This window comes from Kitasatospora cathayae (genome assembly GCF_027627435.1).
Taxonomy (GTDB): domain Bacteria; phylum Actinomycetota; class Actinomycetes; order Streptomycetales; family Streptomycetaceae; genus Kitasatospora; species Kitasatospora cathayae.
Map to the genome: position 1 here is coordinate 3,755,317 of NZ_CP115450.1, position 14,946 is coordinate 3,770,262.

A 14,946-nucleotide genomic window follows, 5' to 3' on the forward strand; every position below is an offset into this window, starting at 1 on the left:
TAGACCCATCCTCTTGAGCTATTTTGCGCAGATCCGGACGAAACCCCAACGAGGCACAGCTGCCCGGGCATGCCGAAGGGGTCGTTCCGGACACCGGAACGACCCCTCCCCACCTGCGAGGATCGCGACGGTCCGCTACAGCAGACCGTCCCAGAACTGCTCCAGCAGCACGGCCCACCAGGTGTCCGTGGTCTGCAGGGCCGCCGGGTCGATCGCGGCGAGCTCCGCCTGGAAGTCGGTCGTCCAGCGACCGGCCTGCTCCGGCGTCAGCCCGTACCGCAGCCGCCACATCCGGCCCAGCAGGGCCAGCGCGCGGACGAACTCCGGTACACCGCTGTTGACGAAGCGCGGCGGCTGGCCGGTTCCGTCGACGTCCACGGCGACCACGTGCGCGGTGCCGTACTGGACGCACAGCTGACGGCCGTAGTCGTTGCCGAGCACCAGGTAGCCGCCGAAGTCCGCGGCCACGGGCAGACCGCGCTCGGCGGCCAGCTCGGCGAGCGTCGGGATCGGACGGCCCTCCTGCGCCTGGGCCCAGAAGAACGGCCCGAAGTCGCGCGGCAGCCCGGCCCACATCAGGGTCTGCGACACCGGCTCGGGCACGCCCTGGCGGGACACCGCGCGCTGCTCGTAGCGGAACAGGTTCTGCCCGAAGGCCGTCCCGAGCTCCTGGGCGAGCTGCTGGGGCGCCAGCGGGGGCAGCGGCTGGACCGACCCGGGCGCGGGCAGCGGGGCCCGGAACGGGCGGACCCGCTGGGCGCCGGAGGCCAGCTGGTGCAGCTCGTCCAGGTGGTCCAGCAGCTCGGCCATCCCGGCCTGCCGGGAGGCGTGGTCGCGGCCGTACGGAGCGGTGTGGGTCAGCCGCACGTTCGGCCAGGAGGCCGCGATCATGCGGTTGCAGTAGCCGCCGGGCAGGTCGCACGACTCCAGCTCGGTGTAGAGCTCCAGCACCTGCTCCGGGGGCACGTTCAGCCGGCGCAGGTCCTGCAGGATCTTCCACTCCGGGTGCGGGGTGCCGGGCTCGCTGCGGTGCAGCAGCTTCTGCTCCGAGCCGTCCGGGCCCCGGTAGCTGAGCGCGGCGAAGTAGCCCGGGCCGACCGCGGGCACCCCGGGCGGCACCGGCGCGCCCGGCGGCGGGCCGGTGACCGGGGTCGGCGGGACGACCCCGGGCGCGGCGCCCGCGTTCGGGTAGCCGTACCCGGCCGCGGGCGCGGCGGGAGCGGCCGGACCGCCGGGCGGCGGCGGGACGGCGGGGCCGCCGGACGGCGGGGTGCCCGGGTCGGCCGGGCCGCCGAGCAGTGCCGGGTCGATCGCGCTCGCCAGCTGGGTCGCCTCGTACGCCACCCCGGCGGCGGCCGGGGCGGGCGCGCCCTGCGCGGCGGGGGCGTCACCGGAGCGCAGACCCGCCGGGGGCGGGGGCGGCGGGGTCGAACCGGCCGAACGGCCGCCGGGGCCGGGGACGGGCGTGCCGGAGCCCGGGGTGTGCCGCAGCTCGGCGGGCGGGGGCGGCGGCGGGGCGGAACCGGCGTTGCGGCCCAGCCCGCCCGCGCCGGAGGAACCGGACGAGCCGGACGGACCACCGCGCAGCGCACCCGGCGGGGGCGGCGGCGGGGCCGAGCCCGGGGTGCGGCCGAGGCCACCCTGGGCCGCGGCGGCGGGCGGGGCGGCCGGGCCGGGCGCGCCGGGCAGACCGGCCAGTCCGCCGGGCGAGGCCAGCATCGTGGGCGCCTGCTCCACCGGGGCGCCGGGCGGGGTCGCCGGGGCACCGGGCAGGCCCATCAGGCCGGGCATGGCGTCCGGTGGCGCGAGCAGCGTCGGCGCCGGTTCGGCGGCCGCGGCGGGTGCCGGGGCCGGCGGGGCGGCCGGGGGCTGGGCGGTCGGAGGCTGGGCGCCGACCGGCGGGACCGGGGGCATGCCGTAGCCGCCGCTGCCCGGGGGCATCAGCATGGTCGCGGCCTCGGCCCCGGCGGGGGCGGGCGCGTCGGGCAGGTCCGAACCGGAGGTGCGCAGGCCCTCGGGCATCAGGACGGTCGCCGCCTCGGCACCGACCGGGGCCTGCGGCGTCGGGGCGGCCGGCGGAGCGGCCGGCGGCGGCACCGGCGCGGCGGGCGGCGGCTGCGGGGCGACGAACGGCTCCTCGCCGGGCGGCGGCGCCAGCATGGTCGGCGCGTCCCCGGCGGGCCGGTCGGAGACCGGTGGCTCGGTCAGCACGGCGGGCGCGGGCGGCACCGGCGCAGGCACGGGCGCGGGCGGCACCGGAGCGGGCGCGGGCGGCACCGGCGCGGGCGGCACGTCGGCGGCCACCGGAGCAGCCGGAGCGGGCACAGCAGGCGCAGGGGCCGGAGCGGGCGCGGCGGCCGGAGCAGCGGCCGCGCCGCCCAGCTTCTCCGCCTCCGCCGCGATCGCCGCCGCCCCCGCCTCCTGCAGCCACTGCGGCGGGCTGAGCAGGAAGGAGGTGGCCTCCACCGGCCCCGGTGCGGGCTTGGCCGCCCCGGCCGGGTTGGCCGCGACCGGCCGCCCGTACACCTCCTCGTACTGCCGGACCACCTCGTTGACGGGCAGCGCGGGCCACAGCGTGCTGGCGCCGGAGTCCCGGGCGATCACCAGCCGCGCCTCGCCCGAACCCGACCCCGCGGCCGACCCGCCGTCGGCACCGGCGGCGGGACCGGCCGCCGCGTCCGCGGGCGACACCGCCCAGCAGACGAAGCCCAGGTCGAACTCCCGGACCCGCACCTCGCGCTGCTGCGCGTGCGGCACGCCGCCGTTGATCCACTCCTCGGCGAGCTCCTGCGCCTGCGCGTACGTCACCACGCCCGGTTCACCCCTGTCCCCGTCGTCCCCACTCGTTCCCTCAACGCCGTTCCCGCCGTCACGTCAGCCCACCGGGACGGCCCGGGCGAACCCGCCGTCCACCATCAGCTCCGCGACCGTCTCCAGCTCCGGCGGGCTGCCGGCCAATCGGAGCAGGAAGGCGTCGAAGTCGTCCCCGCAGGGCAGCAGCAGCCGGGCGCAGCGCTCCTCCGGGGCCTCCGGCGCGCCGGTGTCGCGGGCGTCGTCGTACAGGTGGAACCAGACCGAGCCGATCCGGTCGCCGCGCACCTTGAGCGCGACGATGCCGCCCTGCGCGTAGGCGATGCCCAGGTAGTCCTTGGTGAGGTGGTCGCGCAGGCACTTGTTGGCGTACACGACGTCCTCGGTGCCGTACTCCTCGGTGAGGGTCAGGAACGGCTGGTCGAGCAGCATGCCCAGCTCGGTGTCCAGCGCGACCCCGACCGGGCCGCGGCCGCCGCCCAGCTTGAGGAAGGTGCGGTAGGCGCCGGGCAGCCGGTAGCCGAGGCGCTCCTCGGCGCGCTGGACCAGGTCCTCGGGGACGCCGATCGGGTCCCCGCCGTCCTTGGCCAGCGAGAAGTGGACGGGCCGGCGCTCCTGCAGCGGGCGGGTGCCGCGGCGGGAGTGGTCGGCGGGCGAGGTGGCCAGTCCGCCGTGGTGCCGCAGCAGGGCCTTGACCTCGACCGGGACGAGCTCCATCCGGCGCCAGCCGGGGGCCGCCCGGCCGACCGCGTGGTGCCAGGTCCAGCCGGGCGGGGTGGCCACCGCGGTCTCCAGGTCGGCCCAGAGCGGGTGGCCCTGGGTGAACAGCGCGGCGTTGGCCGAGACGTAGTCGGTCAGCCGCAGTTCGTCCACGCCGAAGCCCTCCGGCGGGTCGGCGACCTCGGCCGCCGCGGCGGCGTACGGGCCGAAGTCCGGGTAGCCGGACTCGTCCACCCGGACCCCGGCCGGGTGCCGCTCCGCACGGACCGGGTCCGGGAACTGCACCACCTGACCTGCGTACGCCGCGTTCGGTGCGGCGGCGACGCCGGGCCGACCTGTCGTCATCTGGGAGCCCCCACTGGCTGCTGCAAATTCTTCGGTGCGCTTGCTGGGCACCAGCCTATTGGTTCACCCGCCCGGCCGATCCCCCGCACCCAGGGCCGTTTCCAACACCTCCACGACCCGCGGCCGCTGCGCCTGAGTGAGGTGCGGGTGCAGCGGCGGGGACAGCAGTTCGCGGGCGGCCCGCTCGGCGACCGGGTAGGAGCCCTGGCCGTAGCCGGGCGGGCGGAACGCCGGCTGCAGGTGCACCGGGGCGGGGCAGTGCCCGCCGGCGGCGCGCAGCACGACGGCCTGCGGGGCGTCCATCCGGGAGTTGAGGCCGAACCGCTCCTGCCGGGACTCGTCGCGCGCGCCGTGGTCGCCGATCAGCCGTACCGCCCCGGCGAGTTCGTCCTCGTCGGTGAGCACCGCCCCGGCGTCGCCGTGGCCGCCGAGGTTCTCGCCCGGGTGGAAGCCGGTCGCCGCGATCCGCCCGTACGCGCCGCGCCCGTGCCGCCGGGCGCCCTGGGACTGCGCGGCGTCCTCCACCACCGGGCGGCCGTCGGCCAGTTCCAGTAGCGCCTCCATCGACGCGAAATGGCCGAACAGGTGGACGGGCAGCAGCGCCCCGCGCCGGGCAGCGCGGCGGCGGCCCGCTCCGGTTCGATCAGGAGGTGCTCCGGGTCGACCAGCGTGGTGCGGACCTTGGCCGGGGAGGGCCGGTTGACGTGGCAGTGCGCCAGCGCGCCGTTGCCGAGTCGGACCGTCAGGTACGCGACGCAGGCGCGGCCGGCCCCGGGGGGGCGGTTTCGGTGGATCGGTGGACACGTCATGACAGCCGTGTGCGGATCCGGCCGGGGTGCGACCAGGATGCGGGTGGGGCCCGGGCACGACCCGCCGGGAACCGCACGGGTGTTCGCCCGGCCCGCACCCCGGTTGTGCGGTTGTCGGCGTCGAATGACAGGCTTGCCCCGGACCCCACCGGGACCAACAGGAACCGGACCGCCAGGAACGAGGAGGAGGACGCCGCATGACCACCGGTGAGCCGGCGGGCCCACCCGTGCTGCGCCACCACCGCGACAGCCTGCTCCCCGCCGTCGCCGCCGCGCTGTCGCTCAAGGGCGGCGAGGTGCACACCCTGGCGGGCGGCAAGGACGACCGGCGCCCGGTCCTGCACCCGCTGGTCGGCGACTTCCTGGACACCCTGCCGCTCGAGGCCCGCGAGCGGTTCACCGGCCGCTGCCCGGAGGCCGTCCTGCTCTCCCAGTACCTGACCACGGTCGACGGGAAGCGCTCCAAGCGCGCCGCCCGCAAGCCGATGAGCCTGCACGAGGCTCGCAAGGCGCTCAAGGGCGCCCGGATGACGACCCTGCGGATCCGCGAGGAGGGCGACCCGGCGCACGGCACCCACGCCCCGCCGTGCCGCTCCTGCGTCCCGATGCTGGAGCACTTCACCGTGCTGAGCGTCGCCGTCGGGCCGCCGACGCGCTGAGCCGTCCGCCCACCGGACACCCGCGCCCGCCGCCAGCCCCACGCACGTCCCCCGTCCCCGAGCCCCCGGAGCACGCCCTGAATCCGCCCAGCCCGCCCCCGCCCGCCCCGGACACGCTCGCCCCGCCCGCCCCGCGGCCGTCCGGCGCCGGGCGGACCCGCCCGCGCTTCCCCGCCGACGTCGCCGCCGAGCTCAAGGCGTCCGGCTGGCACCCCGGCCGCTGGGAGATCCGGCAGGCCGAGGAGTGGGCCGACACCCTGGTCGGGCACGGCGGTCCCGGCGGCGTCCCGCACACGGTGTTCCCGGCGGCCGTGGAGGCCTGGGCCGAGTTCGGCGGCCTCGCCTTCGACCTGTCCGGGCCGGGCCGCCAGCTGGCCCGCACCCCCTTCCTGCTCGACCCGATGTGCGGACTGCACCAGCCGCGCACCCTGTTCGACCTCGGCCGGGCCCTGGGCACCCGGCTCGCCCCGCTCGGCGAGGAGGCGTACGGGCAGGCGCTGCTGGCGATCGACGAGGAGGGCCGGGTCTACAGCCTGGACCACACCGGCGAGTGGTTCCTCGGCCACGGCATCGACCAGGCGATCAGCGCCCTGGTCCTGGGCACCACCCCGGAACGGCTGCGCACCGCCGAGGAGTACGGCTGACGGCTACCCGAGTCGGTCTCCCCGGACGGCCAGCCGGGACGGCAGCACCGCCTCCACCCGGAACCCGCCGTCCGCCTCCGGCCCGGCCGAGAAGCTGCCGCCCAGCGCGATCACCCGCTCCCGCATCCCGACCAGCCCGTTGCCGCCGCTGGGCAGCTGCGCCGCACCGCGCTCCCCGCCCGGGCAGGCGTTCACCACGCTCACCCGCACCCCGTTCGGCGCGTACGCGAGCAGCACCGACACCTGGGCGCCGCCCGCGTGCTTGTGGGCGTTCGTCAGCCCCTCCTGGACGACGCGGTAGGCGGTCTGCTCGGCCTCGCCGGTGAACTCCTGCCGGCTGCCGCTGACCGTCAGCGTCACCGCCATCCCGGCCGCCCGGGACTGGTCCACCAGCCGCGGCAGTCCGGCCAGCGAGTCCGGCTCCGGCTGCCGCTCGTCGTCCATCCGCAGCACGCCGAGGATCTCGCGCAGCTCGTTGAGCGCCTGCCGGCCCACCTCGCCCATCAGCTTGGCGCTCTGCGCGGCCTTCTCCGGATCCTTGACGGCTATTCGCTCCAGCGCCCCGGCGTGCACCACCATCAGCGAGACCCGGTGCGCCACCACGTCGTGCATCTCCCGGGCGATCCGGGTGCGCTCCTCCAGCCGGGCCCGGCGGGCGCGCTCCTGCGCCTGCTCGGCCAGCAGGTCCAGTTCGGTCTCCAGACCGTGCGCGCGGTCCTTGAGCGACTCGATCAGCCGTCGCCGCGCCCCCACGTACAGGCCGGTCACCACCGGGGCGACGGTCAGCCCGACGGCCACCAGCAACGAGAACAGGACCTGGATCCACAGCGGCGGCTGCTCCACCGGCGAGTCCCCCGGCACGATCAGCGTCACCGCGATCACGGTCGCCGCCTCGGCGAAGGCCAGCCCGGCCAGCGCCACCACCCGGCGCCGCCGGGAGGGCCACTCCCAGGTCCCCGCCAGCGTGTACAGCGACACCACCAGCAGCACCACGCCCAGCATCCCGGGCGTCACCAGCAGCGTCGCCAGCACCGGTACGGCCGGCCAGCGCCGGCGCACCACCAGCGAACCGCCGGCCAGCGTGCCGAGCAGCGCGATCCCGACCGCGCCCGCGGCGGTCACGTGGATCCGGGCGGAGAGGAAGGCGATCGTGCTGGCCGAACACTCGACCGCGGCGAGCAGCGCCAGCCCGATGTCGAGGAGGGCGCTGCGCCGCCGCTTCCACCACCAGAACGACCGGACCGGCACGCGCTCCCCAGGCGACTTGCTCATGCCTGACAGGTTAAGCGGCAACCCCTTCCCTTCCCCACCGGGATTGCCCGGTACGCCCCCGCACCCCTCAAGTGGTCCAGACCACACGCGGTTTTCGGCAGCTTGTCCGCCATCCGGCCACCTCTCGGACAGCGACCGCCCCGACACCTATGCTGGTCGCGTCGGACAGCGCGGTCCGCACGCGTCACACCCGCCACACTGCGCGTGGACCTGTGACGATGAGCCGTTGCCGAACCCCACCACCACAGGGAGCCAGCCGTGACCGCTCCGGTCCCCACCCCGGCGGACAGCCCCACCGCCATCGCCGACAATGCCGCCCTGCGCGCGGACATCCGCCGCCTCGGCGACCTGCTCGGCGAGACGCTGGTCCGCCAGGAGGGCCCCCAGCTGCTGGGCCTGGTCGAACAGGTCCGCCTGCTCAGCCGCACCGACGGCGAGGCCACCGCCGAACTCCTCTCCGACATCGACCTGGACACCGCCGCCAAGCTGGTCCGCGCCTTCTCCACCTACTTCCACCTCGCCAACGTCACCGAGCAGGTGCACCGCGGCCGGGAGTTCGCCACCCGCCGCGCCCGCGAGGGCTCGCTGCTCGCCCAGACCGCCGACCAGCTCGCCGACGCCGACCCCAAGCACCTCGAGGACACCCTGGCCCACCTCGCGGTCCGCCCGGTCTTCACCGCCCACCCCACCGAGGCCGCCCGCCGCAGCGTGCTCAACAAGCTGCGCCGGATCGGCGAACTCCTCGACCGCATCCACCGCGAGGAGCTCACCTCCGGCCTGGCCGCCGCCGACCCGGCCCGCACCAGCAGCGCCAAGCGCTCGGCCGACCGCCGCCTCGCCGAGGTCATCGACCTGCTCTGGCAGACCGACGAACTGCGCATCGCCCGCCCCGAACCCACCGACGAGGCCCGCAACGCCGTCTACTACCTGGACGAGCTCTACCGCGAGGCCGTCCCCGAGGTCCTGGAGGAGCTACACGAGGAGCTCGCCCGGGTCGGCCTCGCCCTGCCCGACGGCGTGCGCCCGCTCACCTTCGGCACCTGGATCGGCGGCGACCGCGACGGCAACCCCAACGTCACCCCGCAGGTCACCTGGGACGTCCTCAACCTCCAGCACGAGTACGGCATCAAGGACGCCCTCGCCGCGATCGACGACCTGCGCAACACCCTCTCCACCTCCGAGCGGCTGGCCGGCGCCTCGGTCGAACTGCTCGCCTCGCTCAACACCGACCTGCACCGGCTCCCCGAACTCAGCCCCCGCTACAAGCGGATGAACGCCGAGGAGCCCTACCGCCTCAAGGCCACCTGCATCCGGCTCAAGCTGGAGAACACCCGCGAGCGCCTGGCCGGCGGCACCCCGCACGTCGACGGCCGCGACTACGTCGGCACCCGCGAGCTGATCACCGACCTGCGGCTGATCCAGGACTCGCTGCGCGCCCACCGCGGCGAGCTGATCGCCGACGGCCGCCTCGCCCGCGCCATCCGCACCATCGAGGCCTTCGGCCTCCAGCTCGCCACCATGGACGTGCGCGAGCACGCCGAGGCCCACCACCACGCCCTCGGCCAGCTCTTCGACCGGCTCGGCGAGGAGGCCTGGCGCTACGCCGACATGCCCCGCGAGTACCGGCAGAAGCTGCTCGCCAAGGAACTGCGCTCGCGCCGCCCGCTCGCCCCCACCCCCGCCCCGCTGGACGAGGCCGGCACCAAGACCCTCGGCGTCTTCAACACCATCCGCGAGGGCTTCGAGCGCTTCGGCGACGAGATCGTCGAGAGCTACATCATCTCGATGTGCCAGGGCGCCGACGACGTCTTCGCCGCCACCGTGCTGGCCCGCGAGGCCGGCCTGATCGACCTGCACTCCGGGATCGCCAAGATCGGCATCGTGCCGCTGCTGGAGACCACCGAGGAGCTCCAGCAGGCCGACCGCATCCTGGACGAGATGCTCTCCGACCCCTCCTACCGGCTGCTCGTCTCGCTGCGCGGCGACGTCCAGGAGGTCATGCTCGGCTACTCCGACTCCTCCAAGTTCGGCGGCATCACCACCTCCCAGTGGGAGATCCACCGCGCCCAGCGCCGGCTGCGCGACGTCGCCCACCGCTACGGCATCCGGCTGCGCCTGTTCCACGGCCGCGGCGGCACCGTCGGCCGCGGCGGCGGCCCCTCGCACGAGGCCATCCTGGCCCAGCCCTGGGGCACCCTGGAGGGCGAGATCAAGGTCACCGAGCAGGGCGAGGTCATCTCCGACAAGTACCTGCTCCCCTCCCTCGCCCGGGAGAACCTGGAGCTGACCCTCTCCGCCACCCTCGCCGCCTCCGCGCTGCACACCTCCCCGCGCCAGGCCCCCGAGGAACTGGCCCGCTGGGACGCCGCGATGGACCGGGTCTCCGAGGCCGCCCACACCTCCTACCGCGCCCTGGTCGACCAGGACGACCTGCCGAAGTACTTCTTCGCCGCCACCCCGGTCGACCAGCTCGCCTCGCTGCACCTGGGCTCCCGCCCGTCCCGCCGCCCCGACTCCGGCGCCGGGCTGGACGGCCTGCGGGCCATCCCGTGGGTCTTCGGCTGGACCCAGTCCCGCCAGATCGTCCCCGGCTGGTACGGCGTCGGCTCCGGCCTCGCCGCCGCCCGCGCGGACGGCCTCGGCGACGTGCTGGACGAGATGTACGGCCAGTGGCACTTCTTCCGCAACTTCCTGTCCAACGTCGCCATGACGCTGGCCAAGACCGACCTGCGGATCGCCCGCCACTACGTCGAGCAGCTGGTGCCCGCCGAGCTGCACCACATCTTCGACCAGATCGTCGCCGAGCACGAGCTCACCCTGCGCGAGGTGCTGCGGCTCACCGGCGAGAGCGAACTGCTGGAGCACAACCCGGTGCTGAAGCAGACCTTCACCGTCCGCGACGCCTACCTCGACCCGATCTCCTACCTCCAGGTCGCGCTGCTGCGCCGCCAGCGCGAGGAGGTCGCGGCCGGCCGCCACGAGGACCCGCTGCGCGCCCGCGCGCTGCTGCTCACCGTCAACGGCATCGCCGCCGGCCTGCGCAACACCGGCTGACCGCCGGGTGGTTGCGCGTCGGGGCCGGTGCTCTCCACGAGCACCGGCCCCACGCCGTTCCGTCAGAGGCTGACCGAGACCAGGTTCCCGTACTGCCGGACGATCTCCGCCGCCCCGGCGGTCTCCGGCTGCGGGGTGTGGACGATCACCCCCTTGCCGTCCAGGGCGATCTCCACCCACGCGATGAGCACGCCCTTCGTCGCCGCCCAGTCCCCGGCCTCCGCGCGGATCTCCTTGGCGAGCCTCAGCTGCTCGGGGTACGAGGGCGCGGCGACGAACCGCAGCTTCACCGCGGGCCACTGCGCCACGGCCCGCGACGCGGCGGCGTCCAGGCCCGTCGGACCCGGGCTGCGCATCACGACCAGCGTGGCCGCGGCCGGGTCCAGGCAGGTCGCGAAGTAGTGGTCCCCGTACTCCTGCCGCGCCATCCGCTCGACCGCCTGGCCCGCCGCCACCAGGTCCGCCCTCCCCGGTTGGTCCGACGCCGGTGCCGAGGACGGCCCGCTCTGGCAGTTCCGGACGAACTTCACCCGCTCGTCGGTCTCGGCTCCCCGCGACGTCCTGGTCGGGGTCACCGTCGGCTTCACGATCGGGGTCACGGTCGGCGTCACGACCCGGGTCCCTGCCGGCCCGGCGGCCGTACCCGCGCTCCCCCCGCCGCCCAGCTGCGTCAGCACCCCCGCGCCGACGGCCAGCACCGCCACCGCCGTGACAGCCCGCAGCACCCGCTGCCGCCGGGCCCGCCGGCGCCCCGCCTCGCGCAGCTCGGCCAGCGGCGGGCTGCCGCCGATCCCCGCCGCACGCACCCCGAGCCGGACGGACAGCTCCTCCTCGAACTCGTCCTCAGCGCTCACGCCCCACCAACTCCCTCGCCGGTTGCAGTTCCTGTCGAAGCGCCTTGATCCCCCGCGCCAGGTGGGTCTTCGCCGTGGTCACCGAGCACCCCAGCTCCACCGCCACCTGGGCGACGGACAGGTCCAGGTAGTAGCGCAGCACCACCGCCGCCCGCTGCCGCCGCGGCAGCCCGGCCAGCGCCGCCGCCAACTGCCCGTCCCGCTCGGCCTCCTGGACCGCCGGCCGGTCCGGCAGGGCGGCCGTCAGCACCTCGCGTCTGGTCCGGCGCCACCGCGAGACGTGGGTGCGGACCATCGCCCTGCGGACGTACCCCTCGGCCGCCCCGGGCTCCCGGATCGCCGACCGCTTCGGGTACACCCGTGCCAGAGCCTCGTGCAGCAGGTCCCGGGCGTCGTGAACATCCCCGGTGATCAGGTACGCCCCCCGCAGGAGGGCCTGGTACCGCGCCGCGACGAACTCGTCGAACGGGTCGGATCCGGAACCCCCCGGGCGCATCGATTCGCGCTTCATACCCTCATGACGCGCCACTCCCCGGAAACGGATGACAAGACGGCGAAGGGCCGGTGTCCACTCCCGTGGACACCGGCCCCGCACGTCACGTTCCTACTCCGCGGGCTCGCCCGCGCGCCGGCGCTTCAGCCACAGCGCCGCGCCGCCGGCCGCGACCACCAGGCCGCCGCCGACCGCCAGCAGCCCGGCGTCCGGGCCGACCGAATCGCCCAGCACCGGACCGAACTGCGCCGCCGCGGGCTCCGGCGAGACCACCGGATCCGGCTCGGCCACCGGATCGGCGTGCGCCACCGCACCGCTGGACAGCAGCACCCCGGCCGCCCCCAGCGCACCGGCGGCGCCGACCCGTCGTCCGAGCTGCTTCAGCCGGACCACCCGGAGCCGCCGAAGTCGGCGGACCGGACGCAATCTCCGCATCGAGAACTCCCCAGGACCCGTTCGCGTACCAGGGCGACGGTATCCGATCCCGCACAGGCTTCTCACACGGATTCAGGTTTGGGCGGCCAAGCGTTGTACGACCGTTGCGTACCCGGCACACGGTGCACATGACGGACCCTCAGGAGTTGTAGGTGCCCTGGGCCCGCTCCAGCCCCTCGGACAGCAGCGCCTCCACCGCGTCCGCCGAGCGGTCCACGAACCACTCCAGCTCCTTGCGCTCGGCCGAGGAGAAGTCCTTCAGCACGAAGTCCGCGACCTCCATCCGGCCGGGCGGACGGCCGATCCCGCAGCGCACCCGGTGGTAGTCCGGGCCGAGCGACTTGGTGATCGACTTCAGCCCGTTGTGGCCGTTGTCCCCGCCGCCCAGCTTCAGCCGCAGCGCCGCGTAGTCGATGTCCAGCTCGTCGTGGACGGCGATCAGCGCCGAGGCCGGCACCTTGTAGAAGTCCCGCAGCGCCGTCACCGGCCCGCCGGAGAGGTTCATGAAGGACATCGGCTTGGCCAGCACCACCCGCTTGCCCGCCAGCCGCCCCTCGGCCACCTGCGCCCGGCTCTTGTGCGCCTTGAACTTGGCGCCCATCCGCTGCGCCAGCAGGTCCACCACCATGAAGCCGATGTTGTGCCGGTTCCTGGCGTACTGCTCCCCGGGGTTGCCCAGCCCGACCACCAGCCAGGGCCCGTCGTACTCCTCACTCATGCGATTCGCTCGCTCCGCTCGCTCATGGCCTCTCTCCTTCGCGCTCGACTCCGCGCTCGACGTCATCATCCCGGACGCACCGCTGCCCCGGCCGCTCCAGGGGAGCGACCGGGGCAGCGGTCAACAGCAGTGCTGCGCTACGGGGCTCAGGCCTCGGCGCCCTCGGCGGCCTCCTCGGCCTCCTCCTCGACCGGGGCGGCCTGGGCGGCGATGACCTGCAGCACGACGGCGTCGGCGTCGACGGCCAGCGAGACGTTGGCCGGCAGGACGATGTCCTTGGCGTGGACGGAGGCGCCGGCCTCCAGGCCCTCGATGGAGACGGTGACGGCCTCGGGCAGGTGGGTGGCCTCGGCCTCGACCGGCAGGGCCTGCAGGACGTGCTCCAGCAGGTTGCCACCGGCGGCCAGCTCGCCCTCGGTGTGGACCGGAACCTCGACGGTGACCTTCTCGCCACGCTTGACCAGCAGCAGGTCGACGTGCTCGATGGTGCGCTTGATGGCCTCGCGCTGGACGGCCTTCGGCAGGACGTACTCGTCCTTGCCGTCGATCGGAACGACCAGCAGGGCGTTCGGGGTCTTGAGGGCCATCATCAGGTCGTGGCCGGGCAGGTTCAGGTGAACCGGGGCGTGGCCGTGGCCGTAGACGACACCGGGGACGAAGCCGGCGCGGCGGGCGCGACGGGCGGCACCCTTGCCGAACTCGGTACGGGTCTCGGCGGCAAGGCGGATCTCGGACACGACTGCACTCCTCGGGAAGACTGGCGCGGGGGTGCAGGCAACGCGAAAAACCGCCGGGACCACACCCTCAGTACGTTCGGGGGTCACTCGGCGGCAACGGCCTCTGCCGGCGGACGGAATCCGCTACCGGCAGCGCGTCGATCACGGTGTCGGTGCCCGTCGAGCAGGCACACGGCATCCCTCGCCGAGCAGTTTCACGAGTCTAACCGCACCGACCCGCTCCCGCGAAATCGGCCCCCCTCCCGGGAAACCGGAGGCGGCCCCGGACCGTCGGTGGTCCGGGGCCGCCTGCGCGGGGCTTCGTCAGTGCACGCCCTCGAGGATCAGTGCACGCCCTCGAAGAGGCTGGTGACCGAGCCCTCCTCGAACACCTCGCGGATCGCGGCCGCGATCGACGGGGCGATGGACAGCGTGGTGATCTTGTCGAGCTGGAGCTGCGCCGGGGTGGGCAGCGTGTTGGTGAACACGAACTCGCTCACCCGCGAGTTCTTCAGCCGGTCCGCGGCCGGGCCGGAGAGCACGCCGTGGGTGGCGGCGACCAGGACGTCCGCCGCGCCGTTCTCGAACAGCGCGTCGGCCGCGGCGCAGATCGTGCCGGCGGTGTCGATCATGTCGTCGACCAGGACGCAGACCCGGTCCTGGACGTCACCGACGACCTCGGCCGACAGGATGGTGTTGGCCTGGGTCATGTCGCGGCGCTTGTGGATGATCGCCAGCGGGGCGTCCAGCCGGTCGCACCACTGGTCGGCGACCTTGACCCGGCCGGCGTCCGGCGAGACGACGGTCAGCTTCGAGCGGTCCACCTTCTCGCCGATGTAGTCGGCCAGCAGCGGCAGCGCGAACAGGTGGTCCACCGGGCCGTCGAAGAAGCCCTGGATCTGCGCGGTGTGCAGGTCCACGGCCATCAGACGGTCGGCACCGGCCTGGCGGAGCAGGTCGGCGACCAGGCGGGCCGAGATCGGCTCGCGGCCCAGGTGCTTCTTGTCCTGGCGGGCGTAGCCGTAGAACGGCAGGATCGCGGTGATGCTCCGGGCGGAGGCCCGCTTCAGAGCATCGATCATGATCAGCTGTTCCATGATCCACTGGTTGATGGGAGCCGTGTGGCTCTGCATCACGAAGCAGTCCGCGCCGCGCGCCGACTCCAGGAAGCGGACGTAGATCTCGCCGTTGGCGAAGTCCAGGGCCTTGGTCGGGACCAGCTCGGTCCCCAGCGCCTCGGCAACCTCCTTCGCCAGTTCGGGGTGGGCACGGCCGGAAAAGAGCTTCAGCTTCTTCTCACCCGACGTCGTGATCCCGCTCACTGCACCGTCTCCTCGCGTTGCGGACGCTGAACCCCTCTCCCGAGGAGGGCAGGCGCAGCCGGCACCCACGGGGATCAGGGAATTGTCGGTACGC

Annotated in this window: 13 protein-coding genes; 3 read left to right on the plus strand and 10 right to left on the minus strand. The window is 74.6% G+C overall.

Annotation, left to right across the window (positions count from 1 at the left end; all coding sequences use genetic code 11):
* Nucleotides 1-135: 135 nt before the first annotated feature.
* The 3 genes from O1G21_RS16485 to O1G21_RS16495 all read right to left on the minus strand — a co-directional run bounded on the left by O1G21_RS16485 (nt 136) and on the right by O1G21_RS16495 (nt 4,440).
* Nucleotides 136-2,811 carry an SUKH-4 family immunity protein gene (locus tag O1G21_RS16485; protein WP_270144588.1) on the minus strand — a complete coding sequence of 892 codons (2,676 nt, stop codon included), beginning with the start codon at nt 2,809-2,811 and terminating at the stop codon, nt 136-138.
* A gap of 63 nt (nt 2,812-2,874) precedes the next feature.
* Nucleotides 2,875-3,876 (minus strand): SMI1/KNR4 family protein, encoded by a 1,002-nt coding sequence (locus O1G21_RS16490; RefSeq protein WP_270144590.1) that lies wholly within the window; start codon nt 3,874-3,876, stop codon nt 2,875-2,877.
* Nucleotides 3,877-3,939: 63 nt separating this feature from the next.
* Nucleotides 3,940-4,440 (minus strand): DegT/DnrJ/EryC1/StrS family aminotransferase, encoded by a 501-nt coding sequence (locus tag O1G21_RS16495; RefSeq protein ID WP_270144592.1) that lies wholly within the window; start codon nt 4,438-4,440, stop codon nt 3,940-3,942.
* Between the two features lie 442 nt (nt 4,441-4,882).
* Between O1G21_RS16495 and O1G21_RS16500 the strand changes: the two genes are divergently transcribed.
* On the plus strand, nt 4,883-5,344 hold the full coding sequence (locus tag O1G21_RS16500) for a YwqJ-related putative deaminase (protein WP_270144594.1): 462 nt from the start codon (nt 4,883-4,885) through the stop codon (nt 5,342-5,344).
* Nucleotides 5,345-5,421: 77 nt separating this feature from the next.
* The gene (locus tag O1G21_RS16505; RefSeq protein WP_270151036.1) at nt 5,422-5,988 is read left to right on the plus strand and encodes an SUKH-3 domain-containing protein; all 567 of its coding nucleotides are present in this window, start codon (nt 5,422-5,424) and stop codon (nt 5,986-5,988) included.
* Between the two features lie 3 nt (nt 5,989-5,991).
* On the opposite strand, the gene O1G21_RS16510 is transcribed toward O1G21_RS16505, so the two are convergent.
* Nucleotides 5,992-7,260, minus strand: a complete 1,269-nt coding sequence (locus tag O1G21_RS16510) for a sensor histidine kinase (RefSeq protein WP_270144595.1) — start codon at nt 7,258-7,260, stop codon at nt 5,992-5,994.
* Between the two features lie 258 nt (nt 7,261-7,518).
* Here O1G21_RS16510 and ppc point away from each other — a divergent pair, with 258 nt between their 5' ends.
* Nucleotides 7,519-10,314, plus strand: a complete 2,796-nt coding sequence (gene ppc / locus O1G21_RS16515) for a phosphoenolpyruvate carboxylase (protein WP_270144596.1) — start codon at nt 7,519-7,521, stop codon at nt 10,312-10,314.
* 62 nt (nt 10,315-10,376) lie between these two features.
* Here ppc and O1G21_RS16520 read toward each other — a convergent pair whose 3' ends face one another.
* The 6 genes from O1G21_RS16520 to O1G21_RS16545 form a co-directional block, all read right to left on the minus strand.
* Nucleotides 10,377-11,168, minus strand: a complete 792-nt coding sequence (locus O1G21_RS16520; protein ID WP_270144598.1) for a hypothetical protein — start codon at nt 11,166-11,168, stop codon at nt 10,377-10,379.
* Entirely contained in the window at nt 11,158-11,679 is a 522-nt protein-coding gene (locus tag O1G21_RS16525) for a SigE family RNA polymerase sigma factor (protein WP_270144600.1), read from the minus strand. Before O1G21_RS16525 ends, O1G21_RS16520 begins: the two co-directional genes overlap by 11 nt.
* Before the next feature lie 93 nt (nt 11,680-11,772).
* Nucleotides 11,773-12,096, minus strand: coding sequence for a hypothetical protein (locus O1G21_RS16530; RefSeq protein ID WP_270144601.1), 324 nt, complete (start codon nt 12,094-12,096; stop codon nt 11,773-11,775).
* A 139-nt stretch (nt 12,097-12,235) separates the two neighbouring features.
* Complete coding sequence (gene pth / locus O1G21_RS16535) at nt 12,236-12,814, minus strand: aminoacyl-tRNA hydrolase (RefSeq protein ID WP_270144602.1); 579 nt, start codon at nt 12,812-12,814, stop codon at nt 12,236-12,238.
* A gap of 146 nt (nt 12,815-12,960) precedes the next feature.
* Nucleotides 12,961-13,551 carry a 50S ribosomal protein L25/general stress protein Ctc gene (locus O1G21_RS16540; protein WP_270144603.1) on the minus strand — a complete coding sequence of 197 codons (591 nt, stop codon included), beginning with the start codon at nt 13,549-13,551 and terminating at the stop codon, nt 12,961-12,963.
* A 323-nt stretch (nt 13,552-13,874) separates the two neighbouring features.
* Nucleotides 13,875-14,852: a ribose-phosphate diphosphokinase gene (locus tag O1G21_RS16545; RefSeq protein WP_270144605.1), complete on the minus strand. Its 978-nt coding sequence runs from the start codon at nt 14,850-14,852 to the stop codon at nt 13,875-13,877.
* Between the last annotated feature and the right edge of the window lie 94 nt (nt 14,853-14,946).